Raw genomic sequence first — 22,090 nt, forward strand, 5'->3', positions numbered from 1 at the left:
AAATATACCGCATAACATAATCAAAACATTCAAATCAAAATGCTAGGCCAGAGCCAGCACCGAGGTCATCTCTTCCACGGCATTGACGTTGCTCGACTCCAGGAAACCCGACACCAGTTTGACGTTGGCATCGGCCGGCGCAGGCTGGCCGTCCTTGGTGTAGATCGAGCCGTCGAGGCCCTTGTTCATGTTCTTGATGTCCGGGTTGACCAGTTTGATCCGGTCGACTTCCGCCATGACGCGCGGGCCTTCGCCCATCGCACGAATACTGATGGTGCCGTCTTCACCGACTTCGACCTGCTGCTCGGGCGGCACGGCGATCGGACCGCCATTGCCCATCACCGGCATGCCGTTGCCGGCACGCAACACGCCGAGGGCGTCGATATTGAGGCTGCCGGTGCGCACGTAGCTTTCGCCGCCGTTGGGGTTCTGCACGGCGATGAAGCCGTTGCCGGTCACCGCGACGTCGAGGTCACGCCCGGTCTGTACCAGCGAGCCGGGAGTGAAATCAGTGGCGGGCCGTTCGCTCATGGCAAACGCGCGCGCCGGAAAGCTGTCACCGAACACCGGCATCGAACGCGCCTGCTCCAGGTCGCGCTGAAAACCGTTGGTGGAGATGTTCGCCAGGTTGTTGGCATGAGCCTTCTGCGCCAGCGCGTTCTGGCTGGCGCCGGTCATTGCCACATAAAGGTACTTGTCCACACTCTTTCCTCTGCATGCCGGACGTTTGCCGCCCACCGCTGTACTGCTGAGCCATAAGCAATTTGCAGACCAACTTTTTTCTGGCGGCTCGCGGCCCGGTAAACAAAGGACTTGGGGGATTTTGCGGGGATCGGGGAAATGTATCGAAGTCGAAAAACCGGCGGTGTCATGCCGCTAGGCGGCAATCCCGATCTCGGGCTGGGCGAATAACCCTGTGGCGAGGGGATTTATCCCCGATGGGTGGCGAAGCCGCCCCGATACCGATGAATGCGGTTCAGCTGATACATCAAGTTAAGCGGCCTTGGGGCTGCTTCGCAGCCCATCGGGGATAAATCCCCTCGCCACAGGGGGCCACTTAGCTTTCAGGATCTTTGCCCACTTCATATTCGCGGAGTTTGTTGGCGATGGTGGTGTGCGAAACCCCCAGCCGCTTACCCAGTTGCCGACTGCTCGGATGCTCTGAATACAGTCGCTCCAGCACCGCTTTCTCAAACCGCCCGACAATATCGTCCAGCCCACCCTCCAGCGAAAAATCGCCAAGCGGCTGACGCACGCCGTAATCCGGCAGGCGAATATGCTCAGCCTTTACCGTGCCGCCATCACACAACGAAACCGCCTGAAACAGCACGTTCTCCAACTGCCGCACATTGCCCGGCCAGTGGTAATGGCTGAGCCGATCCATCGCCGCCGGCGCGAGTTTCGGCAGCGAACAACCGATCTGCCGGCTGGCCTGATCCAGAAAGTGCTCGACCAATGGCGTCAAACCGTCGAGGCATTCGCGCAGCGGGGGAATATGCAGCGAAAGCACATTCAAGCGGTGATACAGATCCTGGCGAAACTCGCCACGCGCGCACAGCTCGGACAAGTCGACCTGGGTTGCGCAGATCACCCGTACGTCCAGATAAACCTCTTCATCACTGCCTACACGACGGAAGCAACCGTCCTGCAGAAAGCGCAGCAATTTCACCTGCAAGCGCGGACTCATTTCACCGACGCCATCGAGAAACAACGTGCCGCCCGCCGTCAGTTCCAGTAGCCCGAGCTTGCCTTCCGCCCGCGCACCTTCGAAGGCACCCGGGCCGTAGCCGAACAATTCGGTCTCGGCCATCGACTCCGGCAGCCCTGCACAGTTGAGCGCCATCAACGGCGACTGCCCACGCGGACTGGCGAGGTGACAGGCACGCGCCAACAACTCCTTGCCGGTGCCGGTTTCGCCTTCTATCAATAACGGCGCATCCAGCGGCGCCATGCGCCGCGCTTCGCGCACCACCGCCGCCATGACTTTCGAACTCTGGAAGATGCTGTCGAAGCCGCGCAACTCCTGCTTGCGCACGTTATAGATGCGCTCACCGACGCGGTCGGCGCGGTGCAAGGTCAGCACTGCACCGGCCATGGCTTCGCTGTCGTCGTGTTCGGATTGCAGCGGCGCGATGTCAGCGAGAAAGATGTCGCCCTTGACCTTGACTCGCATGCCGTTGATTCGGGATTTATTGGCGCGCACCAACTCCGGCAAATCGAAATCCTCGGCATAGCGCGACAGCGGAATCCCCGGCACTTCATCGACCCGCACGCCGAGCAATTGCGCCGCCGCACGGTTGGCGGCAACGATCGAGCCGCCCATGTCGATCGACAACACCGGGAATTCCAGCGCACCGAGCAGCGCATTCAACTCCATGTGCCGGCGTTCGCTTGGCATCAGCCCTACCCGCTTGACGCCGAACACCCCGGCAATCGCTTCGAACTTCGGCCGTAGCGCCTGGAACTGGATGTTGATCAAGTTCGGGCAATGCAGATAGATCGCGTTGCCATGCTCACCGCCGACCTCGCCGCGCGCGACGTTGATCCCGTACGCCACCAGCAGATTGAGGATGTCGCGCAGGATGCCGATGCGGTTCTGGCAGTGGACTTTGATGCGCATATAAATGACCCGTGAAGACAGTAATACCTGTAGGAGTGAGCCTGCTCGCGATAGCGGTGGGTCAGTTGATATTGATGCTGACTGATACACCGCTATCGCGAGCAGGCTCACTCCTACAAGGGAACGGCGCCGGACTTTTCTGTCGAGGGGCGCAGATAGTTGTCAAGATTATGTGACAGCCATTGGCCTTTTCAAACCCGAGAATCACCGCAAACGCGAGATATCCACAAAACCGTAACGATAACTTTACGAATTAAAGAGAAATTTCCTACGCGTAGGCCATTCAACCTGCTGCACATCAACACGCTCTCAGGTAATTCTGAATCCATCGCTGGACATAACAAGAACGAATTCCCCTAGCAGGAGAGCAGTATGAAGCAGACGCAATACGTGGCCCGCGAGCCCGATGCGCAAGGTTTTATCGACTACCCCGCCGAAGAACATGCGGTGTGGAACACGCTGATCACCCGTCAACTGAAAGTGATCGAGGGTCGTGCGTGCCAGGAATACCTGGACGGTATCGAAAAACTCGGTCTGCCCCACGACCGCATTCCGCAGCTCGGCGAGATCAACAAGGTGCTCGGCGAGACCACCGGTTGGCAGGTCGCCCGTGTCCCGGCGCTGATTCCGTTCCAGACTTTTTTTGAATTGCTCGCCAGCAAACAATTTCCGGTGGCCACGTTTATTCGCACCCGTGAAGAACTGGACTACCTGCAAGAACCGGATATTTTCCACGAGATCTTTGGTCACTGCCCGCTGCTGACCAACCCGTGGTTCGCCGAATTCACGCACACCTACGGCAAACTTGGTCTGCAAGCGACCAAGGAAGAACGCGTGTATCTGGCGCGGCTGTACTGGATGACCATCGAATTCGGTCTGGTCGACACCCCGCAAGGCAAACGCATCTACGGCGGCGGCATCCTGTCTTCACCCAAGGAAACTGTTTATTCCCTGTCGGACGAGCCCGAGCATCAGGCCTTCGATCCGCTGGAAGCCATGCGCACGCCATATCGCATCGACATTCTGCAACCGCTGTACTTTGTCCTGCCGAATCTCAAGCGCCTGTTCGACGTGGCTCATGAAGACATCATGGCCATGGTCAAGCAAGGCATGCAGCTGGGTCTGCACGCGCCAAAATTTCCGCCGAAACCGAAAGCGGCGTGAACCGTCGCTTTTAGTGACAAGTGAGTCTGTCAGTCGTCGCGGCTTTGGTTTAGCGTGACGGCATTGACGTCCGTAACAGCTCTTATAAAAAAGACACCCGATCTCAGGAATCCAACCATGTCCACTTTGAACCAAGCCCACTGCGAAGCCTGCCGCGCCGATGCGCCACAAGTCAGCGACGAAGAACTGCCGATCCTGATCAAGCAGATCCCTGACTGGAACATCGAAGTGCGCGACAGCATCATGCAGCTGGAGAAGGTCTTCCTGTTCAAGAACTTCAAGCACGCGCTGGCCTTCACCAACGCCGTCGGCGAGATCTCCGAGGCCGAGGGTCATCACCCGGGCCTGCTGACCGAGTGGGGCAAAGTCACCGTGACCTGGTGGAGCCACTCGATCAAAGGCCTGCACCGCAACGACTTCATCATGGCCGCGCGCACTGACGAAGTGGCCAAGACCGCAGAAGGACGCAAGTAATGCACTTTGACGCCATCGGCCGGGTACCCGGCGACCCGATCCTCGGTTTGATGGAGGCGTATGCGCAGGACAGCAACCCGCGCAAATTCGACCTGGGCGTTGGCGTCTACAAGGATGCCCAAGGCCTGACGCCGATCCCGGAAGCGGTGAAAATCGCCGAAGCACGGCTGGTCGAAAGCCAGGACACCAAGACTTACATCGGTGGCCACGGCAATCCGCTGTTCGGCAAAGTTATCAACGAGTTGGTGCTCGGCGCCGACTCGAAGTTGATCGCCGAACAGCGTGCCGGCGCTACCCAGACGCCGGGCGGTACCGGTGCCCTGCGTCTGGCCGCTGACTTCATCGCCCAATGCCTGCCGGGCAAAGGCGTGTGGCTGAGCAACCCGACCTGGCCGATCCACGAAACCATTTTCGCCGCGGCCGGGGTCAAGGTCAGTCACTACCCGTACGTGGGCAGCGACAACCGCCTCGACGTCGATGCCATGCTCGCCGTGCTCAATGAAGTACCGAAAGGTGATGTGGTGCTGCTGCACGCGTGCTGCCACAACCCGACCGGTTTCGACCTGAACCACGACGACTGGCAGCGCGTACTCGACGTGGTGCGCAGCCGCAATCTGCTGCCGCTGATCGACTTTGCCTACCAGGGTTTTGGCGATGGTCTGGAGCAGGATGCGTGGTCGACCCGCTTGTTCGCGGCAGAGGTACCTGAGCTGCTGATCACCAGTTCCTGCTCGAAGAACTTCGGCCTCTATCGCGACCGCACCGGTGCGCTGATCGTCTGCGCGAAAACCGCCGACAAGCTCATCGACATCCGCAGCCAACTGGCCAACATCGCCCGCAACCTGTGGTCGACACCACCGGATCACGGTGCAGCTGTTGTCGCAACCATCCTCGCCGATACAGAGCTGAAAGCTCGCTGGGCCGACGAAGTCGAAGCCATGCGTTTGCGCATCGCCCAGCTACGCAGTGGTCTGGTGGAAGCGCTGGAGCCACACGGTTTGCGCGAACGTTTTGCGCACATTGGCGTGCAACGCGGGATGTTCTCCTACACCGGCCTGTCGCCGGAGCAGGTAAAACAGCTGCGCGAACATCACAGCGTGTACATGGTCAGCTCGGGTCGGGCCAACGTGGCCGGCATCGATGCCACGCGTCTGGCGCTGCTGGCCGAAGCCATCGCCAGCGTTTGCAAGTAACACCGCAATACTCTGCAGGAATTGCCGCAGGCTGCGATCTTTTGATTTGATCGTTCCCACGCTCCGCGTGGGAATGCAGCCCAGGACGCTCTGCGTCCCAACAGCGGACGCAGAGCGTCCTTTGAGGCGTTCCCACGCAGAGCGTGGGAACGATCAACACACACTGCCTTCGCGAGCAGGCTCGCTCCCACATTTGGTTTCGGCTATGGCCCAGTCTTTTGCTTTTCGCTCTCCCTGCGGCCATCTGTCGCATTAATTTGAATTAAAAGTCTGATTGTCATTTTTCCTCCTGTATCCTGCGCAGGCTTTTTCAGAAGCGCGGATCTACCAGATCTATCAACAGACTTAGCGAGGAGCGCAACCATGCACGAGATTCCTAATCTCCCCTTCCCAAGCCTGCACGTACCTGAGCAGACGACCACGCAACAAGCCGGTGCGGGGCAGCCCGAGCCGCAAGAAGCCGTTGAGAGCCGCCCGGCCGACAACGAAGAGTAAGACCCGTCGTACAGACCGTGTGGAAAGCGCTAACATGCGCTTTCCACACTGCCTGAAACCGAGCCTGCCATGACCGACGAATTCTCCGAAAGCCAAGCCGCCGTCCTGATCGGCGCCACCGAGAAAATGATCGAGATCTGGAACCGCCTCTCTCCTGAGAAACAAGCCGCTCTGCTCGCCCGCTTCGGCAGTGAAGAAAACGCCCTCGCCGCACTGGTCACCACACAACTGGTCGCTCCGGCCAAATCCTGAAGCCGCCGCCCGACAAATAGTTTTACTTTTCCCGCCTCAGATTGTTTCGCGCCGGTATCATGAGCAGCCTATCTATTCTGCTCTCCCCGTGGATCGTTACCCATGTCGTTCTCTAAGTCAGAGCCCCAGCGCCCCCTGGCGGTCACGCTGCAAGTCGTCTCCATCGTCCTCTTCACCTTCATCGGCTACCTGAACATCGGCATTCCCCTCGCGGTGCTGCCGGGTTACGTCCACAGCGACCTGGGCTTCGGTGCGGTAATCGCGGGTCTGGTGATCAGCGTGCAATACCTCGCGACCCTGCTCAGCCGCCCGTACGCCGGCAAGATCATCGACAACAAGGGCAGCAAGCTCGCAGTGATGTATGGTTTGGCCGGCTGCGGTTTGAGCGGAGTGTTCATGCTGATTTCCGCGTGGACACCGAACATGCCGATGCTCAGTTTGATCAGCCTGTTGATCGGCCGACTGGTGCTGGGCAGCGCGGAAAGCCTCGTCGGCTCCGGCTCGATCGGCTGGGGCATCGGCCGGGTCGGCGCGGCGAACACCGCCAAGGTGATCTCGTGGAACGGCATCGCCAGCTATGGCGCACTGGCGGTCGGCGCACCGTTCGGGGTGTGGCTGGTCGGCCAACTGGGTTTGTGGAGCATGGGCGTCAGCATCATCCTGCTAGCCGCGCTGGGCCTGTTACTGGCATGGCCAAAAACCGCCGCACCGATTGTTGCCGGTGAGCGCCTGCCATTCATGCATGTGCTCGGACGCGTGTTCCCCCACGGTTGCGGGCTGGCCTTGGGCTCAATCGGTTTCGGTACCATCGCGACCTTCATCACCCTGTATTACGCCACTCAGCACTGGGACAACGCGGTGTTGTGCCTGAGCCTGTTCGGCGCCAGTTTCATCGGTGCGCGACTGCTGTTCGGCAACCTGATCAACCGCCTCGGCGGCTTCCGCGTGGCGATTGCCTGCCTGTCAGTGGAGACCCTAGGACTGTTGCTGCTGTGGCTGGCACCGGACGCGCATTGGGCACTGGCCGGTGCGGCGTTGAGCGGTTTTGGCTTCTCGTTGGTGTTCCCGGCGCTGGGCGTGGAGGCGGTGAATCTGGTGCCGGCGTCCAGCCGTGGCGCGGCGGTGGGTGCGTACTCGCTGTTCATCGACTTGTCGCTGGGGATCACTGGGCCACTGGCCGGGGCGATTGCGGCGGGATTCGGGTTTGCTTCGATCTTCCTCTTCGCCGCCCTCGCCTCGCTGAGTGGATTGGCCTTGAGCGTGTATCTGTATAAACACACCGCCAAGTATCGCGAGGACTAGAAATCCACCTTGCCCCGCCCGGCCTTGATGCTGCCGCGCTTGGTCTTCGACTCAAGCCGACGCTTTTTTGAACCGAGGGTCGGCTTGGTCGGACGGCGTTTCTTTTCAACTTTGGTGGCGCTGAGTATCAGCTCCACCAGACGCTCCAGCGCATCGGCGCGGTTGGCTTCCTGCGTGCGGTATTGCTGAGCCTTGATGATCAACACGCCATCGCTGGTGATGCGACTGTCGCGCAGCGCCAGCAGCCGCTCCTTGTAGAATTCGGGCAAGGACGAGGCTGGAATGTCGAAGCGCAGGTGCACGGCGCTGGAGACCTTGTTGACGTTCTGCCCTCCGGCCCCTTGGGCGCGAATCGCGGTCAACTCGATCTCGGCATCCGGCAGATGCACGTTGTTGGAAATTACCAGCATGGAAAAGCGTCCGTATTCAGAACGCGCAGGATACCGCGAATAGCCAGAACGCGATCGCATTACAAGAATACGCAACTTCTTGCGCACTTTGATGCGGTTTACTACAGCAAAAATTGAACAAGCTCTTCGGCCAGCGGCGCCCCTCCATGCCCCGTAATGGCCATATCATGGCTGGCATGAATCTTGATTCATGTTAAAAATTGAAGCGTAATTGACGCGGCTAGCATCAGCCCCCCCCCGCAAAAGTGAAAACCCGGTCATGGAAGAGATAAGGAAGTCGTTATATGCCGCAGAAGGAAAAGGAGCGCGCAAGCGAGTCATGGCGCTTGCTGATGACTACGATCGGCTGACACTGAGTCATGAGATCTTTCCTGAGAAATGTCTGAATTTCATTATTGAAATTCTCTCGACAGACGCATTTTTCAATAAGCATGGCGCAGATTTTTTCATAATAAAGATTTCATCGGATATGAACAGGCTCTCGGCAATTCAAAAGCAGGCATTGCTCGATGCCATTCGGAGCAACTATTCCAGATATGCAGTTATGGAATTCTGCTGGACTGTCGGCGATATGCTCGCGCGTCACTTTGATCGCACATCTGTCATCAGGGTATTTAAGTCAGTCTTTGACCAAGCGACAGCAGAGGGGAAAGAAGGTATTGCACTTGGGCTGGACATTTTCGCAAGGCATTCGAAGCGAGATCCGGGTGTCATGAGGCAAATCCAACGGATTTTATACAGCAGGCCGGCACACTGACTTTGACCATGCCCCATGAAAAACTCATCTTGATCAGGGTTATGGAAGAGGTTGCGTTTCTGCAAATGGAAAAATCAAAAAAGCATGACGCATTGCGGGTCAGATCTATCATGACGCAGGTTTACCGATGACACTCATTGCCCAGCCCGGACATTCGCTGATCGAGCTTCCTGACACTCTGCGCCCTCTGTTTCTGGCCGCTGGCTGGCCCGTGACCCTCGCAGAACCTTTGCCGGACTTCGTCCCGCCCGAGCACCCGGCCGCCGCACTGCTCGGACAACTCGCCGGCCTGCAGGTGGGGACCTGCGGTAGAGGCGAAGACTGCGCTACCAGCGATGTCGCCTTTGGCACCTTTGAATACCTGCATGACAGCGAAGACTTCCTGGCCTGGCAGCAACGCCTGGGCAGCACTTTGGTAAGCATCGCCGAGATCGATCACGGTCACGCTGCGCTATTGATGGACGAGCAGCAGCGCTGCTATGTCTTGAGCATGATTCATGACGGTTTCTGGCTACAAGGTCGAACCTTCGTCCAGGCCATGGAAACCCTGGTGTTTGGGCGCAAAGCGGGTGAACAGGTCGCGCTGACCACGCCCGGCGCCGTGCCCGCCATTTGAGTTTCTTTATGAAAGCCATCGTAGACACAGGATCAATATATGCATCGAAGGCTGCGCGGATCAGTCTTGATGAATCATGTGATGCAATATGGTATCTGGCTACAGGATATCGTCACGAGTTGATCTTCGAACCTCTGGCACCGATTTTTCTTCAATATAATGTATACGCAGTACTGGCTGCCGAACTCGAATCCAGTAGTGTTATTGCGGAGAAACTAGGTCGACACAAAAGGGCCTTTGGCAAACTTGGCATGGCCGCCATGAACAAAAGAAGGGAGATGGAAGTTGACTTACACATTGATGACAAACTTAATTTCTGTGACATCTCTAGCATTCTGTGCCACGAAGAAGTATTGACGCTATTTAGTGCTATATACAGAGGATGGAATGCCTTGATATTTTTATCCAAGACAAAGCTGGATGAAACAGATAAAAAAGAAATTCTAGGTACGATAGTCAACATGTATAAGGCTTCCGGCACAGAATTCTCAAAGGCGTCGTCTTTCAAGTCGTTTGCTAACGTCGCAAAATTATTAACTTCAAAAAAATACCTCGTGGCGCTTACAGGTGAGGATCTCTCCGATACTCGCTGCATACTGATTCACGGCCTCCCGGAACAGACTATTGAATTCTCAGAACTTGCAGAATCCTTGAAACAAGCCGACGCTGACATGACACCCACACCAAAAACCAGAGAATTCTTGCTTAAAATTCCATTTTCAAGAAGATCTACTTTTCAGCGGTAAAAATCAGACAGCCAAAGAGTCGGAATACTGGAAAGCCGTACTGAGCGAACGACCCAATAGAACCTTTTTGCAATGCACCGCCAATAGCGACAGGCAGGGAAACCAAATTGAACAAGATTGACTTCAAAAAATACAATATGAACGGCATCATTCGATCAAACAACAGTTCAATTGCGCACAAACATCAACTCACCTTTTTTCTTAAGGTATTGCACGCCCTGAACATCAAGTTTGCCAATTGCAAGCAAGACCCTATGCATCTGGCTCAAGAATACATTGATGGAAAAATCACCACCAAAATATTAAAAGCAGAATCATCTATTTGGTGGGCGAAAATCGATGAGCACGAGGCAATACGCAACTTTCGTGAACGTAAAAATCTGATGGCAAGACTGGCGTTATGTTTATTGACGAGTGAGAGGGAGGAAATCTCTGAACTCGGAGATGATCTATCGTGGTTCCTGGAGGTTCTCGGATTGCTGGGTGCTGGCATGAAGCCGACCGAACTTATGATCGAGTATTTTGACTTCCGCTGACGGCTACGAAAAAACCTATCGCGCTTTCGCGGAGCAAGTGAAATGTTCAATGATTATCTGCACAATCCGGACTGCTACTTCAGATTGGAGCGATCCTTTTATGAGTTTTTTCGCCTGGAGGCTCAGACGAACAAAATCGATATAAAGGAATTTAAAGCACCTTATTACAATACAACATTCTCAAATGGCACGCCGTTCATGGATGGCAATCCCATTTTTTCTGCCAGAAATGAAGCGAATGGGCAAATTCTTAGAGTGATACTCGACCAGGACACTGATGAGCTTGTTTCCTACCGAGACAAGGAACTGGGGTGCGAACTGGTTGTAATCGGCAACGTAAACTTACTGGAAGAAATAAAAAGAAAAATAGCTGAATGGACCAAAATTCAATGATCATTCAAGAAGAGTTAGCGCAAGCACTTGCCAACCTCCCCACAGCTGCTTTACAGCGCTATGCGTCCAGACTGCTGCATACCTATTGCGAAGCAAAGTTCATTCGACACGGTGCTATCGAAAAATTGATAGCTCACCTTGATAGCTTTCCGGAGTGCGGTGGCTTGACTGACTGGGAGAGAAAAGGTGCGACACTGCCCCTGAATGGCAGGGGAGACAATATGCCGCCTGATCTCCTCCACTGCATTTCATCACAAGATATCGATGACTTCCGCGTAATTGTTGATTGCGCTGTGGAAGTCGGATTAGTAGATATGTACTCCACCCCAACTGAGCGTCCGATAAAATTTATCGAGATGATTTTTTTAATTCTTTCCAGAAACAACATTGCTCTTCCTCGCCTGTAAATTGAGTTCTCTTTGGCTACAAGTAAACTTCCACCCTGTAAAACTCTGCGCGCTATTGCACAAAGCACTATCGGGCATAAGCTTTAGGTGCCTTGAAGATGGCGATCCCGCTGAAGAGGTGGGGCTGAATGAAGTTTTTCGCATTGAAGGTCACCTTGCCTAGACCCAGGAGCCCATTCAACACACAAGGATGTTTAACATGATTTATGATCCTTATAGGAGAGAGTTATTGTATCGAAAGGCACAATATAAGAATGTACTGGGCCGATACAGTAAAAAAACCAGCCTGCTTTTAGCACACCCTTTCGATGAGAGGTTGCTCTTAAGCCTGCCGGCAACGGACTCGATAATTAGTGATTTAAGATCAAGACGAGAAATCTTATGTGAGTTCACCGAGTTCTCTTCGATCGCTGAGTGCCTGCGCTTTACCTCATCACTAATGGATGATCGCGAATACTACTTGTTGATGGATGAAGACTGGAAATTCTGCGGGGCATACAAGGTAAAAAGCGGCGTCCGACTCTGTGAAGGGTTTGATTTTGACAGTACCGACAGCGACGAAATAAGACTGATCAGCTCTGATTTTACCGCGCAATTTTCTATTGATTACAGTGTCACAGGTTTCAGCAGAACCCTTGATTGCTGCATAAGACGCTATGGATAAATAAAAATGTCATTCTCGATCGACGACATCAATGAAATATCTCAGGCATTCAATCGGTTTGAAGATGGTTTGATACTGTCCTTCGAATTTTATTACGTACCCAATGAGCCACTGGCAGCAACCGTTGTGCTGCATGGAAGAGACCACAGAGCCAAAGGCAACGTCTGGAAAAAAATAAGAATAACCTTGACAGGTGTGACGGAATTGAGCGCACGGGTCATGGGCAATCAATTCAACTCCATTTGCTCGGGTGTTCGTTTATTGAAATTAAACGATCTCTGGTGCATTGATATCGACGGGAATTACGCGCTGGATGCAGACCCGTCTTCCCTGGAAGAAGTACGCCAGGACGGTGACCTCTACGTTATTGGTCGACAGATTGAGATTCAAGACGCCTGAGTCACGGCAAGCGGTCGATATGACGATTTTGAAACTGTGTTGTTTTATCTGCTGAATGTTTCGGGCAATAGAGCTTTTTGACAGATCCAGCGCCTGAAGCGTTTATACCGAGGGCCATTCGCGTTACCCTTTCGGGCGTTGCTCTACTCCAATCAATGCAGGAAGCATAAGCATGACCAATAAAGCAGTTATCGTGTTCAGCGGCGGGCAGGACTCCACCACCTGTTTGATCCACGCCCTGACCCACTACGATGAAATTCACTGCATCACGTTTGACTATGGTCAGCGCCATCACGCGGAAATCGAAGTTGCTCAGCAGCTCGCCAAAAAGCTCGGCGTGACCGTGCATAAAACCATGGACGTGTCCTTGCTCAATGAGCTGGCCATCAGCAGCCTGACCCGCGACAACATTCCGGTCCCGACCGTGAATAGCTCCGGCGAAAGCCTGCCAAGCACTTTCGTCCCGGGAAGGAACATTCTGTTTTTGACCCTGGCGTCTATCTACGCCTATCAAGTCCAAGCCAGGACTGTCATTACCGGCGTGTGTGAAACCGACTTTTCTGGCTACCCTGATTGCCGGGATGAGTTCGTCAAGGCCCTGAACAAGGCCCTTGAGCTAGGCATGGATTACAAGTTGCAACTGGACACCCCATTGATGTGGCTGAACAAGGCAGAAACCTGGGCCCTGGCTGATTACCACCATCAACTGGATCTGGTTCGTAACGAAACACTGACCTGTTACAACGGCATCAAAGGTAGCGGATGTTCCGATTGCGATGCGTGTAATCTTCGCGCCAAAGGCCTGAACGAATTCCTGAATAACAAAGATCAGGTTACACACAATCTTAAAAACAAATTGAACTTGAAATAAATCAAACCACAAACGAGGCGCTCACTAACGATGGGATTTCCCTAGTGAGCGCCTTGTTGATCTTATTGCGTCTGAGCGCCTGTCAAATACTTCTTGAACAGTGACCTTGCGCCATACGCGGGCAAGACGTTAAAGAAGGCAAAACCCACTTTTATCGCGATCTGAACATAGATCATGCTCAATATCGCACTATTGTCCATCTTTCCATAAAAGGCGATATAGCAGAAAAGGAAACTGTCGATAATCACCGCAAACAACGTACTCAAGAACACCCGCAAAAACAGGAATCTCGAGTTCGTCAGCTCCTTGATCTTGCACAACAAATAAGAGTTTATGTTTTCCGAGACCAGGAACGAGATGGATGAGGCTACCAGTACCGACGACAACTGACTGATCACGTCGTTGTAAGGCCCGTCCAGCTTCCAGCCTGGTAGCCCGGGCAAGTGGGTAGTAATAGCCAGCAAAATAATAATGGCCGCATTACTGATAAAGGCAAAAAGAATCGCCTTTCGCGCAAGTCTGAGACCAAATGTCTCATTGAGCAAATCGACGATCAGAAACGTCAGCGGATAAAGAAAGGTGCCCGGCGTTACAACAATATCGAAATATTCCAGATAAATCGGCTTCGTTGCGGCAATACTGGTGAAAATGTACAGCGTGAACAGCATCAGGTTCAGGATGATGTAGATCATCCAGGAACTCTCATGACGGTCATTGATCTCGTAGGCAGTGAGTGCCCCACCCTGAGAATAAAACTTTTTATAGAGATTTTTTACTTCTATTTTATTTAGATTATCCATAATCTCACTATTCAACACTTCACTGAGCTTTATTTTAATTATCTTGCCTGTGGCTATCACCATGATGACGGCCAGACTTTTACCGTTTTCAAACCCTAGCAGCTTGTATTTGCTGTTTTCCGTTTCAACGCTGCAATCCATTAAATCGTTCCTCGATTATATCCCCGACCACACAAATACGATCCGTATCAGGGTCAACCTCATCCATTATGAATAACTTTTTGCCGACTTTGTCATACACCAGCTTTTGCCTATCGTTGCTGGACGCCCCCTTCTGCACGATCAAAAGATCACCTGGTTCATTCATCCCACTGATCTCGTTTTCCAGCAGTACACCGATCAGATTGAAAGACGTACCAAAGTAGTATGTCAGTGGATAGATGGTAGCCAGCTCACCAATTCTTTTATCAAGATTCTGAAGCAGCAAGCTCTCTTTTATCACCGGCACAGCCGCGGGATTCATATTTCCCTGCGGAGAGATGCTGTTGTCGATTATTTCCTTTTCTTCAAAATCAATGGTCTCTATTTCTTCATACGATACACCGAAGAAATCAGAAATCTTGCGCACGGTGGAGTGCTGTACGTTGACCACCTTGCCTTCAAGAATGTTATAGATAGTCGTCCTGGTCAATCCACTGGAATTGCACAACGACAACTGTGTCTCCCCGCGACTCTTTATCAAGTATTTAATGTTGTTTTTCAGATTCTCCGATCTTTCTCTTCTGTGCATAAAGTACTTACCATCTTTTTATAAAGGCAATTAGAAAACACGCCACGAATGAGCATTCAGTGGTGACACAGGAACACTACGCAGATAGTTGTACTGGTATTGGAACCGCCAGCGATCATAGCATTCTCCATCCTTGGTTTCGGTACAAAAGTCAGACGCAACAACCACATGCTCAGCTCTGCGGAGTCGATTCATGCTGCGTACCGACTCGTCCGTTTTGGCTGCCATCACTCGACGAACGCCTCCCGAACTGCAGTTTTACACCGTTTGCTTACGCAAAAAGAATCATTTTATTTGAACAATGTTCATTTTTCTGATTAATTTTTCTGGCGTTCCTCACTGAAAAACCTATGATGCGTCGAGCTCACCTCCTCCGATCAGCGAGCGAAACGCAAGAGCAGTGGTTGCTCGTACAGACGTTAGTTTTGCGCGCATTGCCCGCAAAACACGGAATGCGCCTGTACCGATCGGCAAGTGGATGTACGCAAAGTCGTGAAACCAAGGAAGGCGTGCTGTTGTTGGCAGTACGCAGCAAACATGGAAGGAATACGAAGCATGGCAGTCAAAACTGAACCGCTGATGAACCAGGCCGACTTACTGCGAAATGGTCTGGCGGATCTTCGTACGGAAGATGCCGAGTTGGCGGGGATTCTCGACGCTGAGGTCGCACGACAACACCGAGTGCTGTCATTGGTCTCCTCCTCCTGCGCAGTCATGCCCCGCACGCTTGCCGCCTCTGCGTCGGCACTGGTCAACGTGACCGCTGAGGGGATGCCGGGCAGGCGCTATAACGCCGGCTGCGAGAACGTTGACCTAGTCGAATCGCTTGCCATTCGAAGGGCGCGGGAGTTGTTCGGTGCCCAATATGCCAACGTGCAGTCACACTCGGCTTCGAACGCCACTTATCAGGTGCTCACTGCGTTGCTTGAGCCGGGCGACACCCTGCTGGGCATGGCTGTTGAACACGGCGGAGACCTCACCCATGGCAGCTCCAAAGCCTTCTCGGGCGCCTACTACAAGGCGATTCAGTACGGAACGACATCAGACGGCGTCATCGATTACGACAATGTGCGCAGCCTGGCGCTTGCGCATCGCCCGCGCATCATCATGTGCGGCGCCACAGCCTATTCGCGGGCCGTGGACTTTGAACGGTTTCGCCAGATTGCCGATGAAGCCGGGGCGATCCTGCTCGCCGACATTTCTCATATCGCCGGACTGGTCGCCACGGGCCGACATCCGAGTCCGATCGACGCGGCTCACGTCACCACGACGTGCACACACAAACAACTCATGGGCCCTCGTGGCGGCCTGATCCTGTCGGGCCGGGACGCCAATACCAAGGTTCCCGGCTTGCGGACAACCTTCCGCCGTGCCCTCGATCAAGCCGTGTTTCCGCAAATGCAGGGGGCGCCAGCCGTCAACATGATTGCCGCCAAGGCTGCGGCGCTGGGCTATGCGATGTCTTCGCAGTTCGACGCTTACATGGGGCGAATTCGCAGCACCGCCGATGAGCTTGCCAGCGCGTTTCAAGCCCATGATTACGAAGTCGTGGGCGGCGGCAGTGAAAACCACACGGTGCTGATCCGCTTGCGTGGCGGCATCACCGGCGCCATTGCCGAGAAGGCGCTGGAGCATTGCGGGATCATCGTCAACAAACATCGCGTCCCCGGCGAGACTCGACCGGCACTTATCGCCAGCGGATTGCGTATCGGCACCGGCTCCATAGCGCAGCGTCACATCGACCCGCAGGGATGCCGCGAAGTTGTCAGTCTGCTGTGCCAGATTCTCGACAAGGTAACGCCGCAAGGCGAGCGGGAATACTCGCTGGACCCGGCCTCACAGGAACAATTCCGGTTACAGGCCGAGGCGTTGTGCGCGATCTATCCCATCGCCGATTACGTATAACGGCGAACACAAAAAACCCGGCACTTGGCCGGGTTTGTTGTTTTTGCACTTTGCTTACTTCGCGACAGAACTCGACGCGTGCAGAGCCTGCTGCGCACCACGTTTGTTCTTGATCACGTAGCAGACCCACATGAACACGACCCACAGCGGAATCGCGTACACCGAGATCTGAATGCCCGGGATCAGCAGCATGACGCCGAGGATGAACAACACAAATGCCAGGCAGACGTAGTTGCCGTACGGATACCACAGTGCCTTGAACAGCGGCGTCTGGTTGGTCTTGTTCATGTGTTGGCGGAACTTGAAGTGCGAGAAGCTGATCATCGCCCAGTTGATCACCAGGGTCGCAACGACCAGCGACATCAGCAGCTCCAGAGCATGCTGCGGGATCAGGTAGTTGAGCAGCACAGCGATCAGCGTCACTGCCGCCGAAGCCAGAATCGAACGCACCGGCACGCCACGTTTGTCGATCTTCGCCAGGCCTTTTGGCGCATCGCCCTGCTCGGCCATGCCCAGCAGCATACGGCTGTTGCAGTAGGTGCCGCTGTTATAGACCGACAGCGCCGCCGTCAGCACGACAAAGTTGAGGATGTGCGCAGCGGTGTCACTGCCCAGCATCGAGAACACTTGCACGAACGGGCTGCCGCTGTAGGAATCGCCGGAGGCGTTGAGGGTTTCCAGCAGGCTGTCCCATGGGGTCAGCGACAACAGGATCACCAGGGCGCCGATGTAGAAAATCAGGATCCGGTAGATCACCTGGTTGATCGCTTTCGGGATCACGGTCTTCGGCTTGTCGGCTTCGGCGGCGGTGAAACCGAGCATTTCCAGACCGCCAAAGGAGAACATGATGATCGCCATGGCCATCACCAGACCGCTGACGCCGTTGGGGAAGAAACCGCCGTGGGACCACAGGTTGCTGACCGAGGCTTGCGGGCCGCCGTGACCACTGACCAACAGGTAGCTGCCGAGGGCAATCATGCCGACGATGGCCACGACCTTGATGATCGCGAACCAGAATTCGGCTTCACCGAAGACTTTGACGTTGGCCAGGTTGATCACATTGATCAGCACGAAGAAGCCGGCCGCCGTGACCCAACTCGGGATGTGCGGTGCCCAGTAGTGGATGTACTTGCCGACCGCTGTCAGCTCCGACATGCCCACCAGGATGTACAGGATCCAGCAGTTCCAGCCCGACAGGAAACCGGCAAAGCCGCCCCAGTACTTGTGCGCGAAATGGCTGAAGGAACCGGCCACCGGCTCTTCGACGATCATCTCGCCGAGCTGGCGCATGATCATGAAGGCAATGAAGCCGCAGATGGCATAGCCGAGAATCATCGACGGGCCGGCGGATTTCAGGACCCCGGCCGAGCCGAGGAACAATCCGGTACCGATCGCGCCACCGAGGGCGATCAGTTGAATGTGGCGATTTTTCAGGCCGCGTTTCAGCTCGCCTGATTGCGAGGGTTGTCCACTCATGAAAAAGGTCTCACGCAAGGTTTGATGATGTTCAGTAGACGTTGCTGCAAGGTTGCGATTTCAAGCAGCCCCGATCAAACCCCAGCGCAGGCACCAGGAGTTCAGCTTTTTTACAACGGTCATGCGTCACCTGTTTGTTTTTATCTGTGACGAAATCGAACCCGACACGCTTGTGACGCGGCGGAGTGAACAAGGCGGATAGCCTTGAGGTTTGCGCGATTACGCAGAGGGTCACAGTTAAAACGCGGCGCATTGTACACCGCTAACCCCCTGCTGCCAGACTCCGCTGGATCAGCGTATCGGTTGCCGGGATTGCGTGTGTCCGCCTCGAGACGCTCGAGCGGCTGCAAAAATTGAGTCAGGCCTTTGCAGGCCATCGACGGGGACGAGGGAAAAACCGTCCCACGGAGAGAGGTGGAGATCAGTCACGGCGTTCATTGCGCCTCCTTCTTGTTATGCACCTGCACGACAGGCATGGGGCGCATCTCACCCTTCAAACGCCTCTGAAACAAGCGCGCCAGAGCCTTGCGCCATGCCCGGCCAGCGGCGCTTCGGCAGCTTTTCCTTACACTGGCTCGGTGCGCGGTGTTCCATTGGGTTTTACCGGGTTTTTCGTAAACATTTGTTTACAGTGCGTAACGCGAAGTTTCCATTTCAGAAATTTCCGTCAGACGTCTGCAAATTGACGGTAGCTAGCTTGCTAATGAAAACCACCACTTAGTTTTTTGTTTTTAAATAAGAAAACGCCGCTTAAAAAACAGAATAAAAAGTCCATTTAAAAATTAAATAAATTATTTTTTGCATTACAAAAGTCCCTGAACTAGGTTCTTCACGTCTTGCCGGCCACTTCGACCGGCCAGTCACAACCGTGAAAGTCATCTAGGAGATCGACCATGCAAGCACTGGAAAAAGACTTGGATACCGAACTGCAACTGGACGAATGGTTTGAAGCACCGACCCATGAGGCGGCTGTGGAAATGATGCAAGCCGATGCGGTCGTTCCGTTCGGCACGGCGATGTGGCCTCTGTAAGACATCCCGGGCAGGCATGATCCGGCCGGTCGTGCCTGCCACTTTTTTCTCGGTCAGTCAGGGAGGACTCATGGATAAGCCCCGCGCGATCTCGCATTTCCTTTACTACCTCGAACATCACCCTGCCCTCGCCGGCCTCGACTCGGCGAAGATATTGCTCGGCCACACGGCGGATTACGAAGCCCTGACTGGCGCCATCGCCGAACAGGCTGGCGAACATCCGCGTTTCAGTTTCAGCGCCCGACGCCTGGACCTGGAAAGCACCGCAGCGCTGACCTCGGCGATTACCGACAGCGATCTGTACATTTTCTTTTACGACTCTTCCACCCTGCCCAACCCGCGCCCCGACGGCCCGGAATTTATCCGCGCGCTGCAAGCGGTGATGGCGGAGAACTGGAAGAAGTCGCTGCTGTTCAAGGATTACGGCGACTATTTCTATGACACTTTCAGCATCGCCCCGCAGCGTATTGCCGGGCTGAACAGCCACTTGATCCAGCGCATGTCCCAGGCGACCACGCTGAGCTTTACCGATGAGCACGGCTCGCGGTTTGAAACCCCCTTGAGCAGCATCAAGAAGTGGACCGACATCAATGGCGTCGGTAACTTCGACCTGGCGCCCGGTGAAATCGCGACTCACAGTGAAGCCATCAACGGCCATGTGAAGTTCAAGGGCACCTTCCTCAGCACCATCCCGTTCGCGCGCAAATATGGCGTGCTGGAGTCACCGCTCGAGTTGTGGATCGAGAACTCGACCATCAGCCGCATCGCCACGGAGGTGCCGGGGCTGGAGCATGATTTCAACAAGTATCTGGACGCCAATCCTTCAAACCGGCGGATTGAGGAATTGGGGATTGGCACCAACGAAGGGGTGAAGGATCTGTATGCGCGTAATGCCGGGTTTGAGGAGCGGCATTGTGGGCTGCATCTGGGATTGGGGGGTGGCGCCAAGGGCAGTCATCACCTGGACCTGATCTTCTCCAGTGGCGTGTTGGCACTGGATGACAAACCGGTGTTTGATGGGCGGTTTGTGTTCTGATCCTGGAAATTATGGGGTTGCATTGGCCTCATCGCTGGCAAGCCAGCTCCCACAGGGAGCTGCGGTGTTCACAGGATTTATGTAACGCAACAGAAACCTGTGGGAGCTGGCTTGCCAGCGATGAGGCCCTCAAAAGCACCACCCGACTTTCGCCAGACGAAAAAAAACGCCAACCCTGCGGTTGGCGTTTTTTCATTCGGTGCTAAACCCGATTACTCAGGCTTCTTGCGACCGAAACCCGGACGCTGACCGGAACCGGCCGGTGCACCGCGACGCTTGCCCGATGGCTTGTCGCCGTCGACCAGTTTGATCCCCGGACGCTTCGGCGCGGGTTTCGCAGGACGCTTGTTGGTGGTGTCCGCCGGGCGATCTGCCACTGGCGTACCGCGACCGGCAGGCGCACCACGCTCGCCACGCTCAGTGCGACCGTTGGCCGGACGCGGAGCGCGCTCGCCGTCACGGGCGACTGGCTTGCGACCTGGACGCTCGCCTTCGATCTGCGGCTCGCGGGCCGGACGTGGGCCGGTCGGCGCGCCAGCGGCTGGACGCAGGGTGCGCACGCGCTCGGTCTTGGCCATCGGCCGCGATGATTTGCGCTGCATGCGCTCAAGCTTGTCTTTGCTCTTGGCGTTCAGTTGCGGCATGGCAACCGGCGTCAGGCCCACCTCAGCGCTGAGGATGTCGACTTCGTACTGGCTCATTTCGCGCCAGCGGCCCATCGGCAGGTCGGAGTTGAGGAACACCGGACCGAAACGCACGCGCTTCAGACGGCTGACCACCAGACCTTGCGATTCCCACAGACGACGAACCTCACGGTTACGCCCTTCCATCACCACGCAGTGATACCAGTGGTTGAAGCCTTCGCCACCTGGCGCCTGCTTGATGTCGGTGAACTTGGCCGGGCCGTCTTCCAGCACAACGCCGGCCTTCAGGCGTTCGATCATTTCGTCGTCGACTTCACCGCGTACACGCACGGCGTACTCACGGTCCATCTCGTAGGATGGGTGCATCAGGCGGTTGGCCAGTTCACCGTCAGTGGTGAACATCAGCAAACCGGTGGTGTTGATGTCGAGACGACCGATGTTGATCCAGCGTCCTTCTTTCGGACGCGGCAGCTTGTCGAACACGGTCGGACGGCCTTCCGGGTCGTCACGGGTGCAGATCTCGCCATCGGGTTTGTTGTACATGATCACGCGGCGGACCGATTCGGCCGCTTCTTCGCGCTTGATCACCTTGCCATCAATGGTGATGGCGTCGTGCATGTCGACGCGCAGACCGAGGGTGGCGTCTTTGCCATTGACCTTGATCCGGCCCTGGCTGATCCAGGATTCCACGTCACGGCGCGAGCCGACGCCGATACGGGCGAGGACTTTCTGCAGCTTTTCGCCTGCTGGGCCGATTTCCTGGTCGTCTTTCTGATTGATGTCACTCATCTGGGCACCTCCCGGTGTGATCTGTTCAGTCGCCTCGAAGTGAGCGCCTGAAGCATTGGAATCTGGGTTCTTGGCCGAAGGGATCGGCGAAGGGTCGCGAATCATACGCGGATGTGGGCCATCGCGCATCAGAGACTAGTTGATCAAGCCAAGGTTATTTCTTTTTCCGCCGACCGGCACCGCCGAGTTTGATCAGGCGCAACGCGGCTTCGGCCAATACCGTGCGCTTGTCGTCCTTGTCGAGTTTCTTCCAGGCCTTGATTTCGCGCTTGCTGCGGCCGCAGCCGAGGCAGATGTCGTCGGTGAATTTGCAGAGGCTGATGCAGGGGTCTTTGGTTGAGCTCATACCCTTCTCCAGAACACATTGAACCCTGTGGGAG

Annotated in this window: 25 protein-coding genes and 1 pseudogene; 18 read left to right on the forward strand and 8 right to left on the reverse strand. The window is 55.1% G+C overall.

What is annotated here, in order from left to right; genetic code table 11:
- Window positions 1-45: 45 nt before the first annotated feature.
- Both ACIONG_RS06685 and ACIONG_RS06690 read right to left on the reverse strand, forming a co-directional pair.
- Window positions 46-702: pseudogene (locus tag ACIONG_RS06685) on the reverse strand (flagellar basal body rod protein FlgF); the annotation flags it as partial.
- A gap of 355 nt (window positions 703-1,057) precedes the next feature.
- Window positions 1,058-2,620, reverse strand: coding sequence for a sigma-54-dependent transcriptional regulator (locus ACIONG_RS06690; protein ID WP_103305336.1), 1,563 nt, complete (start codon window positions 2,618-2,620; stop codon window positions 1,058-1,060).
- Window positions 2,621-2,992: 372 nt separating this feature from the next.
- Between ACIONG_RS06690 and phhA the strand changes: the two genes are divergently transcribed.
- From phhA to ACIONG_RS06720, 6 genes are all read left to right on the forward strand, one after another.
- A complete protein-coding gene (gene phhA / locus ACIONG_RS06695; RefSeq protein WP_003222800.1) occupies window positions 2,993-3,784 on the forward strand; it encodes a phenylalanine 4-monooxygenase in 792 nt (263 codons plus the stop codon).
- A 117-nt stretch (window positions 3,785-3,901) separates the two neighbouring features.
- The gene (locus ACIONG_RS06700; protein ID WP_003222798.1) at window positions 3,902-4,258 is read left to right on the forward strand and encodes a 4a-hydroxytetrahydrobiopterin dehydratase; all 357 of its coding nucleotides are present in this window, start codon (window positions 3,902-3,904) and stop codon (window positions 4,256-4,258) included.
- Window positions 4,258-5,451 carry an amino acid aminotransferase gene (locus tag ACIONG_RS06705; RefSeq protein ID WP_401297587.1) on the forward strand — a complete coding sequence of 398 codons (1,194 nt, stop codon included), beginning with the start codon at window positions 4,258-4,260 and terminating at the stop codon, window positions 5,449-5,451. Before ACIONG_RS06700 ends, ACIONG_RS06705 begins: the two co-directional genes overlap by 1 nt.
- Window positions 5,452-5,814: 363 nt before the next feature.
- Window positions 5,815-5,946, forward strand: coding sequence for a hypothetical protein (locus ACIONG_RS06710; protein ID WP_256583563.1), 132 nt, complete (start codon window positions 5,815-5,817; stop codon window positions 5,944-5,946).
- A gap of 69 nt (window positions 5,947-6,015) precedes the next feature.
- Window positions 6,016-6,198, forward strand: a complete 183-nt coding sequence (locus tag ACIONG_RS06715) for a hypothetical protein (protein ID WP_025113527.1) — start codon at window positions 6,016-6,018, stop codon at window positions 6,196-6,198.
- A gap of 102 nt (window positions 6,199-6,300) precedes the next feature.
- The gene (locus tag ACIONG_RS06720) at window positions 6,301-7,500 is read left to right on the forward strand and encodes an MFS transporter (protein ID WP_401297589.1); all 1,200 of its coding nucleotides are present in this window, start codon (window positions 6,301-6,303) and stop codon (window positions 7,498-7,500) included.
- Here the strand turns inward: ACIONG_RS06720 and arfB are convergent.
- On the reverse strand, window positions 7,497-7,910 hold the full coding sequence (gene arfB / locus ACIONG_RS06725) for an alternative ribosome rescue aminoacyl-tRNA hydrolase ArfB (protein ID WP_095050152.1): 414 nt from the start codon (window positions 7,908-7,910) through the stop codon (window positions 7,497-7,499). The two genes, ACIONG_RS06720 and arfB, sit on opposite strands and share 4 nt — an antisense overlap.
- Window positions 7,911-8,169: 259 nt before the next feature.
- Between arfB and ACIONG_RS06730 the strand changes: the two genes are divergently transcribed.
- The 9 genes from ACIONG_RS06730 (at window position 8,170) to queC (ending at window position 13,299) form a co-directional block, all read left to right on the forward strand.
- Entirely contained in the window at window positions 8,170-8,667 is a 498-nt protein-coding gene (locus ACIONG_RS06730; protein ID WP_401297591.1) for a hypothetical protein, read from the forward strand.
- A gap of 127 nt (window positions 8,668-8,794) precedes the next feature.
- On the forward strand, window positions 8,795-9,283 hold the full coding sequence (locus ACIONG_RS06735; RefSeq protein WP_401297593.1) for an SUKH-3 domain-containing protein: 489 nt from the start codon (window positions 8,795-8,797) through the stop codon (window positions 9,281-9,283).
- Window positions 9,284-9,291: 8 nt separating this feature from the next.
- Complete coding sequence (locus ACIONG_RS06740) at window positions 9,292-10,029, forward strand: hypothetical protein (RefSeq protein ID WP_401297595.1); 738 nt, start codon at window positions 9,292-9,294, stop codon at window positions 10,027-10,029.
- 107 nt (window positions 10,030-10,136) lie between these two features.
- Window positions 10,137-10,565: a hypothetical protein gene (locus ACIONG_RS06745; protein WP_401297597.1), complete on the forward strand. Its 429-nt coding sequence runs from the start codon at window positions 10,137-10,139 to the stop codon at window positions 10,563-10,565.
- Between the two features lie 42 nt (window positions 10,566-10,607).
- The gene (locus ACIONG_RS06750) at window positions 10,608-10,958 is read left to right on the forward strand and encodes a hypothetical protein (protein ID WP_401297599.1); all 351 of its coding nucleotides are present in this window, start codon (window positions 10,608-10,610) and stop codon (window positions 10,956-10,958) included.
- Window positions 10,955-11,365 (forward strand): hypothetical protein, encoded by a 411-nt coding sequence (locus tag ACIONG_RS06755; protein WP_401297600.1) that lies wholly within the window; start codon window positions 10,955-10,957, stop codon window positions 11,363-11,365. Before ACIONG_RS06750 ends, ACIONG_RS06755 begins: the two co-directional genes overlap by 4 nt.
- A 199-nt stretch (window positions 11,366-11,564) precedes the next feature.
- Complete coding sequence (locus ACIONG_RS06760; RefSeq protein ID WP_401297602.1) at window positions 11,565-12,029, forward strand: hypothetical protein; 465 nt, start codon at window positions 11,565-11,567, stop codon at window positions 12,027-12,029.
- A 6-nt stretch (window positions 12,030-12,035) separates the two neighbouring features.
- Entirely contained in the window at window positions 12,036-12,428 is a 393-nt protein-coding gene (locus ACIONG_RS06765) for a hypothetical protein (protein WP_103305325.1), read from the forward strand.
- A gap of 172 nt (window positions 12,429-12,600) precedes the next feature.
- Entirely contained in the window at window positions 12,601-13,299 is a 699-nt protein-coding gene (gene queC, locus ACIONG_RS06770; RefSeq protein WP_103305324.1) for a 7-cyano-7-deazaguanine synthase QueC, read from the forward strand.
- A gap of 62 nt (window positions 13,300-13,361) precedes the next feature.
- On the opposite strand, the gene ACIONG_RS06775 is transcribed toward queC, so the two are convergent.
- Window positions 13,362-14,240, reverse strand: coding sequence for a queuosine precursor transporter (locus tag ACIONG_RS06775; RefSeq protein WP_103305323.1), 879 nt, complete (start codon window positions 14,238-14,240; stop codon window positions 13,362-13,364).
- Complete coding sequence (locus ACIONG_RS06780) at window positions 14,224-14,829, reverse strand: helix-turn-helix transcriptional regulator (RefSeq protein ID WP_103305322.1); 606 nt, start codon at window positions 14,827-14,829, stop codon at window positions 14,224-14,226. The genes ACIONG_RS06775 and ACIONG_RS06780 overlap by 17 nt, the downstream gene beginning before the upstream one ends.
- Before the next feature lie 555 nt (window positions 14,830-15,384).
- Between ACIONG_RS06780 and glyA the strand changes: the two genes are divergently transcribed.
- Window positions 15,385-16,734, forward strand: coding sequence for a serine hydroxymethyltransferase (gene glyA / locus ACIONG_RS06785; protein WP_213027907.1), 1,350 nt, complete (start codon window positions 15,385-15,387; stop codon window positions 16,732-16,734).
- Between the two features lie 54 nt (window positions 16,735-16,788).
- Here glyA and ACIONG_RS06790 read toward each other — a convergent pair whose 3' ends face one another.
- Window positions 16,789-18,210, reverse strand: coding sequence for an amino acid permease (locus ACIONG_RS06790; protein WP_103305320.1), 1,422 nt, complete (start codon window positions 18,208-18,210; stop codon window positions 16,789-16,791).
- Between the two features lie 893 nt (window positions 18,211-19,103).
- Between ACIONG_RS06790 and ACIONG_RS06795 the strand changes: the two genes are divergently transcribed.
- Window positions 19,104-19,241 carry a hypothetical protein gene (locus tag ACIONG_RS06795; RefSeq protein WP_003222780.1) on the forward strand — a complete coding sequence of 46 codons (138 nt, stop codon included), beginning with the start codon at window positions 19,104-19,106 and terminating at the stop codon, window positions 19,239-19,241.
- A 70-nt stretch (window positions 19,242-19,311) separates the two neighbouring features.
- A complete protein-coding gene (locus tag ACIONG_RS06800) occupies window positions 19,312-20,277 on the forward strand; it encodes a leucyl aminopeptidase (protein ID WP_401297606.1) in 966 nt (321 codons plus the stop codon).
- Between the two features lie 212 nt (window positions 20,278-20,489).
- Here the strand turns inward: ACIONG_RS06800 and rluB are convergent, their stop codons facing one another.
- Window positions 20,490-21,710, reverse strand: coding sequence for a 23S rRNA pseudouridine(2605) synthase RluB (gene rluB / locus ACIONG_RS06805; RefSeq protein WP_103305383.1), 1,221 nt, complete (start codon window positions 21,708-21,710; stop codon window positions 20,490-20,492).
- Between the two features lie 154 nt (window positions 21,711-21,864).
- Window positions 21,865-22,056 carry a DUF1289 domain-containing protein gene (locus tag ACIONG_RS06810; RefSeq protein ID WP_007919669.1) on the reverse strand — a complete coding sequence of 64 codons (192 nt, stop codon included), beginning with the start codon at window positions 22,054-22,056 and terminating at the stop codon, window positions 21,865-21,867.
- Between the last annotated feature and the right edge of the window lie 34 nt (window positions 22,057-22,090).

It is taken from the genome of Pseudomonas sp. NPDC087817 (assembly GCF_044742875.1).
Classification (GTDB): Bacteria; Pseudomonadota; Gammaproteobacteria; order Pseudomonadales; family Pseudomonadaceae; genus Aquipseudomonas.

Coding starts and splice junctions, on each gene's coding strand:
- ACIONG_RS06690 (WP_103305336.1), bottom strand. CDS start 2,620: ATGCGCATCAAAGTCCACTGCCAGAACCGCATCGGCATCCTGCGCGAC.
- phhA (WP_003222800.1), top strand. CDS start 2,993: ATGAAGCAGACGCAATACGTGGCCCGCGAGCCCGATGCGCAAGGTTTT.
- ACIONG_RS06700 (WP_003222798.1), top strand. CDS start 3,902: ATGTCCACTTTGAACCAAGCCCACTGCGAAGCCTGCCGCGCCGATGCG.
- ACIONG_RS06705 (WP_401297587.1), top strand. CDS start 4,258: ATGCACTTTGACGCCATCGGCCGGGTACCCGGCGACCCGATCCTCGGT.
- ACIONG_RS06710 (WP_256583563.1), top strand. CDS start 5,815: ATGCACGAGATTCCTAATCTCCCCTTCCCAAGCCTGCACGTACCTGAG.
- ACIONG_RS06715 (WP_025113527.1), top strand. CDS start 6,016: ATGACCGACGAATTCTCCGAAAGCCAAGCCGCCGTCCTGATCGGCGCC.
- ACIONG_RS06720 (WP_401297589.1), top strand. CDS start 6,301: ATGTCGTTCTCTAAGTCAGAGCCCCAGCGCCCCCTGGCGGTCACGCTG.
- arfB (WP_095050152.1), bottom strand. CDS start 7,910: ATGCTGGTAATTTCCAACAACGTGCATCTGCCGGATGCCGAGATCGAG.
- ACIONG_RS06730 (WP_401297591.1), top strand. CDS start 8,170: ATGGAAGAGATAAGGAAGTCGTTATATGCCGCAGAAGGAAAAGGAGCG.
- ACIONG_RS06735 (WP_401297593.1), top strand. CDS start 8,795: ATGACACTCATTGCCCAGCCCGGACATTCGCTGATCGAGCTTCCTGAC.
- ACIONG_RS06740 (WP_401297595.1), top strand. CDS start 9,292: ATGAAAGCCATCGTAGACACAGGATCAATATATGCATCGAAGGCTGCG.
- ACIONG_RS06750 (WP_401297599.1), top strand. CDS start 10,608: ATGTTCAATGATTATCTGCACAATCCGGACTGCTACTTCAGATTGGAG.
- ACIONG_RS06755 (WP_401297600.1), top strand. CDS start 10,955: ATGATCATTCAAGAAGAGTTAGCGCAAGCACTTGCCAACCTCCCCACA.
- ACIONG_RS06760 (WP_401297602.1), top strand. CDS start 11,565: ATGATTTATGATCCTTATAGGAGAGAGTTATTGTATCGAAAGGCACAA.
- ACIONG_RS06765 (WP_103305325.1), top strand. CDS start 12,036: ATGTCATTCTCGATCGACGACATCAATGAAATATCTCAGGCATTCAAT.
- queC (WP_103305324.1), top strand. CDS start 12,601: ATGACCAATAAAGCAGTTATCGTGTTCAGCGGCGGGCAGGACTCCACC.
- ACIONG_RS06775 (WP_103305323.1), bottom strand. CDS start 14,240: ATGGATTGCAGCGTTGAAACGGAAAACAGCAAATACAAGCTGCTAGGG.
- ACIONG_RS06780 (WP_103305322.1), bottom strand. CDS start 14,829: ATGCACAGAAGAGAAAGATCGGAGAATCTGAAAAACAACATTAAATAC.
- glyA (WP_213027907.1), top strand. CDS start 15,385: ATGGCAGTCAAAACTGAACCGCTGATGAACCAGGCCGACTTACTGCGA.
- ACIONG_RS06790 (WP_103305320.1), bottom strand. CDS start 18,210: ATGAGTGGACAACCCTCGCAATCAGGCGAGCTGAAACGCGGCCTGAAA.
- ACIONG_RS06795 (WP_003222780.1), top strand. CDS start 19,104: ATGCAAGCACTGGAAAAAGACTTGGATACCGAACTGCAACTGGACGAA.
- ACIONG_RS06800 (WP_401297606.1), top strand. CDS start 19,312: ATGGATAAGCCCCGCGCGATCTCGCATTTCCTTTACTACCTCGAACAT.
- rluB (WP_103305383.1), bottom strand. CDS start 21,710: ATGAGTGACATCAATCAGAAAGACGACCAGGAAATCGGCCCAGCAGGC.
- ACIONG_RS06810 (WP_007919669.1), bottom strand. CDS start 22,056: ATGAGCTCAACCAAAGACCCCTGCATCAGCCTCTGCAAATTCACCGAC.